The sequence below is a fragment of the Isosphaeraceae bacterium EP7 genome (assembly GCA_038400315.1).
Taxonomy (GTDB): domain Bacteria; phylum Planctomycetota; class Planctomycetia; order Isosphaerales; family Isosphaeraceae; genus EP7.
Window position 1 is genome coordinate 1,206,266 of sequence record CP151667.1, and the last position, 10,047, is coordinate 1,216,312.

General features: G+C 65.5%; 5 protein-coding genes and 1 tRNA gene. 3 read left to right on the forward strand and 3 right to left on the reverse strand.

What is annotated here, in order from left to right; genetic code table 11:
* Positions 1–231: 231 nt before the first annotated feature.
* From EP7_RS04725 to EP7_RS04735, 3 genes are all read right to left on the reverse strand, one after another.
* The gene (locus tag EP7_RS04725) at positions 232–1,536 is read right to left on the reverse strand and encodes a DUF1552 domain-containing protein (protein WP_463526444.1); all 1,305 of its coding nucleotides are present in this window, start codon (positions 1,534–1,536) and stop codon (positions 232–234) included.
* A 71-nt stretch (positions 1,537–1,607) separates the two neighbouring features.
* Positions 1,608–5,861 carry a DUF1592 domain-containing protein gene (locus tag EP7_RS04730; RefSeq protein ID WP_463526445.1) on the reverse strand — a complete coding sequence of 1,418 codons (4,254 nt, stop codon included), beginning with the start codon at positions 5,859–5,861 and terminating at the stop codon, positions 1,608–1,610.
* A 709-nt stretch (positions 5,862–6,570) separates the two neighbouring features.
* Positions 6,571–6,658 (reverse strand) — tRNA-Leu (locus EP7_RS04735).
* A 241-nt stretch (positions 6,659–6,899) separates the two neighbouring features.
* On the opposite strand from EP7_RS04735, the gene EP7_RS04740 reads away from it, so the two are divergent.
* From EP7_RS04740 to EP7_RS04750, 3 genes are all read left to right on the forward strand, one after another.
* Positions 6,900–7,358 (forward strand): tyrosine-type recombinase/integrase, encoded by a 459-nt coding sequence (locus EP7_RS04740; RefSeq protein WP_463526446.1) that lies wholly within the window; start codon positions 6,900–6,902, stop codon positions 7,356–7,358.
* 1,022 nt (positions 7,359–8,380) lie between these two features.
* A complete protein-coding gene (locus EP7_RS04745; protein ID WP_463526447.1) occupies positions 8,381–8,533 on the forward strand; it encodes a hypothetical protein in 153 nt (50 codons plus the stop codon).
* A 128-nt stretch (positions 8,534–8,661) separates the two neighbouring features.
* A complete protein-coding gene (locus tag EP7_RS04750; RefSeq protein WP_463526448.1) occupies positions 8,662–9,942 on the forward strand; it encodes an IS4 family transposase in 1,281 nt (426 codons plus the stop codon).
* Positions 9,943–10,047 lie beyond the last annotated feature (105 nt).

Genomic DNA, 10,047 nt, shown 5'->3' on the forward strand with positions numbered 1-10,047 from the left:
GGGGCAGGCCTTGGTCGCTCGCGACGATTCCGACGGGCCCTGTCGCTTTGGACGACCGCCCCGGACGCTCTACTCCGACGAGCAAGAGTGTCAGGGCCCGGGCCGAGGGCGTCCGCCGCATCCGGGGACAGGAAGAGCGAGCCGAAGACCCCGTCGATCCCCTCATTGTGAGAGGGTCGAAGACGGGGTCGGGCACGGTTTCCTGGGGTCGGGCCATTCGATTCCGGTCGCTCAAATTTCTTTGAGAGGCTCGGTGGCATCGCCGAAGCGGTCGAGCTTGACGTCCATCTTGTTCATCATCGACAGGTAGAGTCGGCACATTTGCCGGTTCGACTCCTTGCTGTAGTCGAGGACCTTGCCGGTCACGATCTTGCCGCCGCCCCGTCCCAGCATCACGACGGGGAGCTGGGTGGCGTCGTGGCCGCCGCTCATCATGCTGGAGCACATCATCAGCATCGAGTTGTCGAGGGCGGTACGTTCGCCTTCCTGGATGGCGTCGAGCTTCCGGGCGATGTAGGCGAGCTGGCTGACGAAGAACTGATTCACCTTGAGCCAGTCGGCCGTGTCGGAGTGCGACAGGAGGTGATGAATCATGTAATCGACGCCCAGGTTCGGGAACCGGAGCGACGAGTGGTCGTTGTTCAGCTTGAGCGTGGTGATGCGCGTGGTGTCGGTCTGGAAGCCGAGGACGAGGATGTCGCACATCAGCCGCATGTGGTCGGCGATGTCCTGGGGAATGCCCTCGGGAGGCCGGGGGATATTGGGCTTGTCGAGCGTCGGCCGCCAGCCCTGAAGCTCTCCACGCTTGCCCGCCCCCTCGATCCGACGCTCCACGTCGCGGACCGATTCGAGGTATTCATCGAGCTTGATCTGGTCGGTCGTGCTGACCTGGCGGCGGAGGGCGCTGGCATCCTCCAGGACGGCGTCGAGGACGCTCTTGTCGCCCCGGCGCACCTCGTCCTTGAAGAGGCGATCGAAGGCGAGGGCGGGATAGAGCTCGAGCGGCGTCGGCGTGGTCGGAGAGGTCCACGAAATATGCGAGCTGTAGAGCATCGAATAATTCTTGTGGACCGACGGATTCGACTTCTCGCATCCGAGGACCAGGCTGGGCACCTTGGTCGACCGGCCGTAGGTCGCCGCGAGCCACTGGTCGACGCTCGTCCCCGAGCGAATCTCGCCGCCGGAGGCCAACGGCGAGCCGGAAAGGATGTTGCCGGTCTGCGAGCTGTGGATGTTCCCCTTGAGGGCCTGCTCGTTATAGAGGCCCTTGATGAAGAGCATCTTCTCCCGGAAGTCATTCAGCGGGGCGAGCACCTGGCCCAGTTCCATCCCCGCGCCTGAGCCCTTGGCCCACCACTCCTTGCTGTGGAACCCGTTGCCCGCGAAGAGGACGGCCAGGCGGACGGGGGCATCGCTGCCTCCGCCCTTGATGACCGGGACATCGCCCCAGACGGGACGCGACTCGAGCCAGGGGAGGGCCATCGAGACGCCGAGCCCTCGGAGCATCGTTCGGCGGCTGAATCGGTGGTTCGTCATCCGGGGCGACTCCGGTCGGGAAGGGTGTGAGATTGGGAATTCAAATCCGTGTCGGCGGTCTCGCGCCGGCGTCAATCTGTGTAAGCGGTCTCGCGCCCGCGGATCTCGCGGAACTGGCGGCTCTTGACGATCACGTCGATCGCCGAGCCGATCCGGTAGCCGTTCGATGCCAGGGCGGACTGCATCTCGTTCAGGAGGACGTCATCGGAAAGCTGCGTCGAGCGACCCAGCGCGAAGCCGAGGAGCTTCCGGCAGGCTTGCTTCAGGAAGGCGTCGCGGCGCGTGGTCAGGAGATAATCCGCCAGGCCTTCGAGCCCTTCGAAAGTCTTCCCGTCCATCGCCTTCGCCTTCGTGTCGATCGGCCGGTCGCCCAGGTCCTTGTCGCGCCGGCGTCCGATCGCGTCGAAGGCTTCGAGCGAGAACCCGAGCGGGTCGATCCGCTGGTGGCAGACGACGCATTTCGCGTCATTGGCGTGCTTCTCGACGAGTTGGCGGACGGTCAGTCCGTCGGTGGCCGCCTCATCGTCGGGGAGCTGCGGGACCCCCTTCGGCGGGCGTGGCAGGCGTTCGCCGAGGAGGACTTCGCTGATCCAGTTGCCCCGGAGGGTCGGGCTGGTCCGCGACGCGCCCGATTGCTTGGCCAGTGTGGTCGCCTGGCCGAGGATGCCGCCGCGGCCGTAACGCCTGATCCCGTCGACACGCCGCCAGTCGTCGGCCTTATCGGTCGGTTGCCTGGGAACTCCGTAATGCTCGGCCAGCGGCCCATTCAGGAATGTGTGATCGGCGTCGAGGATCCCGAGCACCGATCCGTCGTTCTGGAAGAGGTCGGTGAAGAAGCGGACCGACTCCTCGTACATCGCGCCGCGGAGACCCAGGAACGTGGGGAAGTGCCGCTCGCTCTTCTCGTCGAGCTGGTCGAAGTCGGCAATGTGGAGCCACTGGCAAGCGAACTCCGTCGCGAGTCGCCGGGACTTCTCATCGCGGAGCATCCGTCGGGCCTGTTTCGCGAGGATCTCGGGGTCGCCGAGCCGGCCGGACTCGGCGAGCTCTCGCAGCTCCTCGTCGGGCTGCGACGACCAGAGGAAGTAGCTCAGGCGGGTGGCCAGCTCGACGTTCGAGACCGGACCTTGCCCGGTGCCCGGGACCGGCTTCTCGGATCGATAGAGGAACGCCGGCGCGACCAGGATCCGGGCCAGAGTCAGTCGGAATGCCTCGTCGTGCGGGATCTCCTGCGCCCGCAGCCCCTTGTAGAGCACACGGAGCTGAGTCGATTCATCCTCAGTCACGGGTCGTCGGTAAGCCCGTCCGGCGAACGCGATCAGAGCGTCGAGCTGCCTGGGCTCGGACTCGACCAGGAGTCGCTTGAAGGCCTCGGCTCGGTCGTTGATCGGCTTCCTGAGCGGTTCGAAGACCTTGGGGTCGGCATCTTGCGAGGCATATTCCATCAACTGGGCGAAGGCGTCGACCAGGGTCAACGCGTCGAGGCTGGAGAAGTGCAGCTCGTCCCAGAGTCGGTCGAGCTCCTTTTTCTGCGTCTCATCGAGCATGAGTCGCGCGAGGTGCTGATCCTCCCGGTAGAACAGCGTGAGCGTGACGACCTCGTCGACCGGGACGATCTTGACGTAGCAGAGCGCCGCGGGGAACAGGTTGCGGAACTCGTCGAGGGCGGCCTCGATCCGCTTCCGTCTCGCGCTCCCCTCGTTGACGATGATCGGCGATCCGAACGACGTCCGGCGGTTGTCCGACGTCCAGGGGCCGGCATCCATCGTCACCGTCACCTGGCTGGGATGCAGGCCGGAGTCGCGGGGAGGCGCGCCGGCGGTCACTCCGAGCTGGACGCTCCCCTCCGCACCAGAGGCGTGGTGGAGGGTCCCGGTCGTGACCAGCTCGGCCCCTTCGGCCAGTTCGGCCGGGAGCTGAAACGAGATCACGGACGGTGCCTGGACGCAGAGGCTGGCGGCTTCGACGGTCCCGCCCTTGGGGTGCTTGCCGAAGAGCCCGGGATCGAGTCCCCAGTCCGGCCCGGCGGTCGGGTCTCCCTCGGTCATGGCGGCTCCATCGGGGCGGGATCGAAGGATCGTGCCGAGCAGAGGGCCGCCGAGCGACCGGAGTTGCTGGCGGAGAGTCGCGTCGGGGCTGTCCTTGGGCGCGAGAGCACCCGTTGTGAAGAGTCGTTGCGCCTCCTCGGCGAGCCGATGCTTGTCGTCGGCCCCCTTCGCGTCCTGCCATCGGGCCAGGACCGAGCCGACGGGAACGCCCGTCCCGGCTTCGACTCCGCCCTTGTCAGGCTCGGTGTAGAAGTGCCAGACGCCCGGATGACCCAAGCGGTCGGCATGGGGGTTGGCGGCCAGGATGTCGCCCGAAACGTCGGCGGCGAGGTCCCAGGTCCGCGCGGCCTCGCCGGCTTCGGAGATCTTGAGGTCGACCGCCGTCAGGTCGCACGAATGATTCCCGTCGCGCGGGCCGATCGAGAGCGAGACGAGGTCGCCCTCGTGGATGGAGAGCCCGTCAATCGGGCCGACCTTCCATTCCTTGCTCCCCGTCGCTGTGCCCTGGGCGAGCTGACGACGGTTCGTCCCCCTCCGGAGTTCCAGCGACCAGGTCACACCGTTGCCGCATTCGGGGTGGGCGTGTTGCACCGAGGCCTCGACACGCACCCGGGAAGTCACGGGGCTCTGCCAGCCGATGGCCGCCCGGAGGGTGATCGACGGGTGGACCGCGACACCGTGCGGCTTCATGTTGCCGGGAATCCGGACATGCTGGTCGGACGAGTTGGCCAGCAGCAAGGGCGTCTCATCCTTGCCCCAGCCGTTGATGAAGTCGTAGTCCCCGGTGCGGGCGAGCTTCGTGGTGAAGTGGCCGGTCAAGGTCAAGGCGTCTGCCGGGATAATCCCCAGGTAGTCGAGCCAGCCCCGGAGAGCGCCCTGGTCGAGGCCGCGAGCCTGGGCCAACGCACTGACGTCGGCTTTGCCTTGACTGGCCTCGACCTCGGCCGAGGCGTCGAGGTACTTCGCCGTGTCCGCGAAGAGTCGATCCCGCCTCGTCGAGAGGTCGCGAGCGACCCGGCGGATGTCTCGCAGGGGGACGTCCGGTCGGCCGGGAGCGACAAGTCTCGGTTGTCCCCAGACGACGAAGTCGTGATCGTTGCCGTCCCCGGCGTCACGGGCGACGAGTGAGAGGGTCACGTCCTTGCCGTCGGTCGAGTGCGGAATTTTGAACCGGACTTCCTGGCTGGCGATCAGCGGGCTGACCGGCTCCATCCACGCCTTGGGCCCGTTCAGCTTGCCGATGTGGCCGACGCTGGCGAACTTCCAGAGCCCCTTCTGCCAGGCGGCAACCTCGGCGACGAGCGCGGGGACGTCCTCGGGCTTGGCGGCCCGCCATCGGGCCTGGAGTCCGCCGAGCAACATCGATGGCTTGGGCTCGGTCAGGCTCTTCCAGAGCGTCCCCAGGTACCTGGCATTCAAGCCGCGGGCGCTGGCGACGCCTTCGATGGTCTTCGCCCCCGAGGTCAGGGCCTCACGCTCGGCGACCGTCGCCGCGAAGTAGCGTTCGAAGGGAAGGCGTCCGCCCTGGTTCGTGTCGAAGACGATGCCCTGGAGATTGACCTGGTCGCCGCCACCGCGCGGGTCGGTGAACTCACGGTAGAAGTCGCGGATCTTGGCCAGGGTCTCCTCGGTCCAGTCGCGGGAGGTCGTCCCGGCCGAGAATCGGAAACCGTCGCGCAGGAGGACCGCGTGACCGGCGACGTCCTTCGCCGCGTCCAGATACTTCGTGACCAGCGAGGGCGACATCACCAGCGCATTGCCGGTGTTCGTGAACCCCTCGCCCGCCGCGCCATCGACCGGGAATTCGCGGGCCGGATCGAGCGAGGTGACGCCCGTCAGATCGCGGAGCGTATACGTGTACTCGGCGTTATTCAGCCGCCGGAGGACCACTCGCCCGGGGTCGCCGGCCAGCCGGGTCGCCTCGGTGGCCAGGAAGCCCCTGACCCATTGGCGGAGCCGGGTCCGTTCGGCTTCGTTCGGCTGGCGCGCCTCCTTGGGGGGCATCTCGCCGTTCTCGATCAACTCGGCAACCCGTTGCCAGACCCGAGGCGCGTTCCGGACCTGGTCGAGCTTGGTGAACCGTTCCAGGTCGAGGTCGCCTTCTTGCTCCTCGGTCGAGTGGCACTCCAGGCAATATCGCTTCACGAGCGGGACCGTGGCCGCTTCGAATTCTTTGGTGGCTTCGTCCGTCGGAGCCGGCCCTCCGGCCAGCGCAAAGGTCGTGGGCGCGAGTATCGCGAGCACTAGATTGAGGAAAATCGCGCGCCAGTTACCCATTCCTCGCTTCTCCCGTCACACGGACTCGACGGTCCGACTCGGACCGATCAGCCGTGGCCCATCGAATCCATTCGCGGATGGGTCGAACGAGGAAGATCCTCGGTCGAGCCTTTACCTAATGCTTCACGTTAAACATCCTACAAACTTTTCGCTCTCGCAAAATCGTTTTGTTCCCGAGCCCGGGCCAATCCTCGCTGAAATCGCCCGGGAGGATCGGAAATCCGCACCTGGACGAGGTGACCCCCGGAGGCGGCGACGACGAGCAAGTGGTCGGGGAGGCAGGAGCGGATCTCGCCAAGATGCCGGGCCGGGCGCTGGAAGTGGCAGTCGATCTTCTTGAGCACCTGAGCCTGAATCGTCCCGTTGCCCTGAGTCTCCGCGTCGCGGTCGCGAAGCACCGCCAGCGAGGTCTCTCCGCGAAGAAGCGTCGCGCCGACTGCCTCGGTCGGGGCGGCACCTTCGTTCACATCAGCAAGTCATCGCCCTGGCCAGACTCGGTGCCGGCCTACGACTTGGGCAAGCTTCCGACACTGAAGGCCCATCGCTTACGCCGGAGGTTGAAGTGGATCCAGACGCTGCCGTCCCGTTCCTGGAGCGATCCCATGTCGCCCCCTCGCCGGCCAACGTCAATTCCGTGCGTCGAGGGCGAACCGACCAATTTCTCACCGGGAGGGCAGGACGGGCTCCTCGCTCATTTCCATAACTCCATTACCGGCGGTGGGATTCGAACCCACACGGGGGTTCCCCCCGGGGGATTTTAAGTCCCCTGATGGTCCAGCTATAAATTGCGATCAGGTAAAGGCTTCGCATCATATCGGCGGTCGCAAATCCCTTCCCTTTCCCTTCGGGATTCGAGAGACGCCCCCAGACCTGGCCGAAGTCATCGTCGCTTGGCCTGAACTCCCCGAGCCGATCAGGGCCGCCACCTTGGCGATGATCCGGTCGGCACTTGGTCAGGGGAGCCGCAAGGGATGATGAGTTTTACTCCCACGGGGCAGTTCGGTCGCTCGTCGGCCCATGAGGGCGGGAGGACTTTCGATGAAGCGCATCCGACACTCGCCCGAGCAGATCATTCGCAAGCTCCGCGAGACCGACGCCTACTTGCCACCGGGAGCCCCGGTCCTCCCGCTTCCGGACAAAGGCGCGGACATGCTGAAGCTCGACCTGGCCGCCGCGGGGATCGCCTACAAGGGCCAGGGGGGCCTCGTCTTCGACTTCCATGCCTTGCGGTGCCAGTGCGCGACGCTGGCCGATCAGGCCGGGGTCTCGCCCCGAGTCGTCCAGAAGCTCATGCGTCACTCGACGCTGGAGCTGACCGGACGCTACACCCGGCCGAGGATGGTCGACATCGAGAGTGCGGCCTCATCGCTTCGCAGCCTCCGCCCGGACAGCCCGAGCCGCGAATTCATGGCGGCGACAGGGACGGACGGGGGACGCATCAACAATCCCCTTGACCACCGGAGGGGACGGATCGGGCCGGACGGTGGCGGATGCTGACGCGAAGGGCGTACAGATGGTCGGCGAGGAGATCGGCCGTAGAGCCATGACAGTGGCGGGGTTTGACGGCCTGGAGCGGGACCTGGCGGTGAGGGGGGCGAATAGCGGCGTCCGGACTCGAACCGGAGACCTGCGGATTAAGAGTCAGCGAACTAATAACCCTAATGTTATTTGCGTTAATGCCTTGCGCATGGCCGACCCGTCCGTTGCCCACCATTTGCCCACCGACACCCGTCCGATATACCCAGACCTTGCGGAGGTCATCGACGTCTGGCCGGCCCTGCCCGAGGCCGTCCGGGCCGGGATCGTGGCAATGGTTCGGGCCGTCTCCCAAGCGGGGAGCTGTAGTATTGAGTGAAAACCACATCCGAGTGGCCGGACCGCCCTGAGCCCGGGATACAAGGGCAGGGCCACCCACGGCCTTCCGGTCCGGTCTCAGCTTTCCGAGGCTTTGAACGACAGTCGGTGTAGTTCGATCGGTGGGCGGGTCGAAGCATAGGGAGGCGGCCCCGCCTGTTTCGATCGTTCGTTAGGAGGCTGTTAGGCCCACGGCCGCGGCCTGGAGAGAGCCCGTCGAGCAATGGATCTACGACCATCGACTCGGGACGGGTGACCCGGCTTTCAAATACCCACAATTCTCCCACCTCGAGCGGGACACCGGCACCAAGAGTCCGACCCAATCCAGTAACGGCTCAACCGCGGACCGCACCAGGTTTCAAGCCGGATCGGTATAACCATGTGTCTGCGACGCCTCGTACGGTGGATCAGTTCTTGACTGATGCTGAGAAATTCCTGGGCCCCGGCTATAAACAGGGAGCAGACGACCAGTTCTATTCAAGTGATTGGAGCCGGCGAGTGCGATTTACGCCTTCGGATCTGGCCGGCAGTCACGGCGACGTTGGTCCACACGGCCACTTTGAGTTTAACGGAGGGCGGAACATCCATATTCCGCTGACGGACCGATGAAACTACGGTACGGATTTCCCCCTGACAAAGTACGGAAGGGTATTCGTTGGCTCGAAGTGGAGGAAGGCGATGGCGGCGCGTATGTCTTCCAGTACGAAGACATCGACTCGCCATGCAAGTGGGACAGCTTCTACGACAACATCGAGGAGGCGTTGTCTGACTGGGAAGACGCGGGCGTGAGCAGGTCGGACTGGCACGAAGTCGCGTGACGCGGCGCGTGCGGAAAAATTCGTCGCACCTGGGGTGTCAGACGTGCGGCTATTGTCGCTGTGATGCCACGGACGGCCTCATCCCTTCGGACGGGGCCGAGGTCATGGGATCATAGGTCGATCGGGAGTTGGCCGGCTGTCAGTTCGCCGACGCCCGGCTCGGCAAGCGGATCGGGATTCTGATGGAACAGTTGTCGCAGGGCATCGGCCGGACGATCCCGCTGGCGTGCGGCGACTGGGCGGCCACCAAGGCCGCGTATCGCTTCCTCGACAATGACCGCGTGAACGAGGGCGACATCCTCGCCGGGCACTTCGCCGCGACGCACGAGCGTTTCGCGGCGGTCAACGGCCCGGTGCTCGTGTTGCACGACACCACCGAGTTCTCCTTCACGCGCGAGGACGCCGAGGCGATCGGCCTCACGCACAAGGTCGCCAGGGGGCAGAAGGACGGGCACGGCCGTCAGCGGATGCACACGGTCTGCGGCATCCTCATGCATTCCAGCCTGGTCGTGACGACCGACGGCCTGCCGCTGGGGCTCGCCGCCGTCAAGCTCCGGACGCGGCAGAAGTTCAAGGGGACCAACGCCCTCAAGGGCAGGACGCTCGACGCCGGCAAACACTCGGTCAACACCACGCGGATCCCGATCGAGGAGAAGGAGAGCATCCGCTGGCTTCAGAACGCCCGGCAAGCCACCGCGACCCTCGGCGACCCGAACCGGATCGTCCACGTCGGCGACCGCGAGAGCGACATCTACGAGCTGTTCTGCGAGTGTGAATCGTTGGATGCGAAGTTCCTCTTCCGCACCTGCGTGAACCGCCGGGCCGGCGACGGCGGCGAGACGACCGTCTCCGAGGTGATGGAGGAGCGGCGTGCCCAGGGCGTACATCGGATCGAGGTACGCGACAGCCAGGGCAAGCCGTCCGCCGCGACGCTGGTAGTCAAGTACCAGAAGATCAGGCTCCAGCCGCCGCTGGGCAAGGAGAAGCGTTACAGCGAGCTTGAGCTGACAGTGATCCACGCGACCGAGCGGGGCACGCCGGATGGTCGCGAGCCGATCCAGTGGAAGCTGTTGACGAACCTGCCGGTCACCTGCAAGGCCGACGCTATCGAGAAGCTGGAGTGGTACGCCTTGCGGTGGAAGATCGAGCAGGGCTACCAGCAGATGAAGGAGGAACTCGGGTTGGACCACTTCGAGGGGCGATCCTGGCGAGGTTGGCACCACCACGTGACGCTGGTGATGATCGCCTTCGCCTTCCTCGTCTCCTTGCGGGCGGATGGGGGCGAAAAGGGGGGCGCCGGGGGTCGTCACGGCAACCATCCCGGAGGTCCGCCGGCTGATCCAGCACGTGCTCTGGCTGTGGTCGGGATGGTGCCCGTTCTGCGAGAGGACGGTCGAGTTGTCGAATGAGCTAGATTCTACATGACGGAGTAATACTAGTCGACCACGGAACATTCCCGTCCGGTTGGGTCCAACGATTTCGATGAGTATCTAGGGTGCAGGTCCCGCCGCGAG